Source organism: Oceanivirga salmonicida, assembly GCF_001517915.1.
GTDB classification, from domain to species: Bacteria; Fusobacteriota; Fusobacteriia; order Fusobacteriales; family Leptotrichiaceae; genus Oceanivirga; species Oceanivirga salmonicida.
This window is the reverse complement of the sequence record NZ_LOQI01000154.1, coordinates 1-710: the sequence shown is the minus strand read 5'-3', so window position 1 is coordinate 710 and position 710 is coordinate 1. Positions and strand designations below refer to the sequence as shown.

At 27.2% G+C, this 710-nt stretch carries 1 pseudogene; it reads left to right on the top strand.

Going from position 1 to position 710, the window contains the following annotated elements:
* Positions 1 to 710 (top strand): annotated as a pseudogene (locus AWT72_RS08705) (hypothetical protein); the annotation flags it as partial.

Here is a 710-nt window from a genome sequence, read left to right as displayed (position 1 = left end):
GTAATATCATTTTTTAGAACCCTATTTGGTACAGCTTTAAAAGGTAATCCTGACTTACATTTTGCAGTATTAGTAGGAATAACAGAATTAACAGCCAATTCAATATTTTCAGCATTAAATAATAAGGTAATAAGTAATGTATTAGATAAAGAAGAAGAAAAATTTACAGACTTATTCGGCTTCACACAAGAAGAAGTAGATTATTGGCTAGAAAAACTAGATTTAATGAGTGAGAGAGAAAGATTAAAAGAATATTATGATGGTTATAGAATAGGAAATAAGGAGATATATAATCCAAATTCAGTATCAAGAGCCTTAGATATCTTAACAGTAAATAGAAATGCAACACTTAAATCATATTGGGTAGCAACAGGTTCAAATAGTATAATGGAAAATATATTATCAAATTATTTTGATACAAGTAGTTTGTCAAAAGAATTATTTAATTTAATTAATGGAGAGTTGGTAGAAGCAAAAGTACAAAAAGAGTTTACAAGTAAAAATTTAAATAATTCAGAAGCCTTTTATACTTTCTTACTATATGCAGGTTACTTAACAGCAGAACAAGTTGCAGGTAATAAAATATCAGTGAGAGTTCCTAACAAAGAAATTAAAGATGCAATGCAAGATATGGCAAGTGAAATATTGAATACTGCTAAAAATGAAAAATATCTAGCACTTAAAGAAGCTGTAGATAGATTTGATATAGA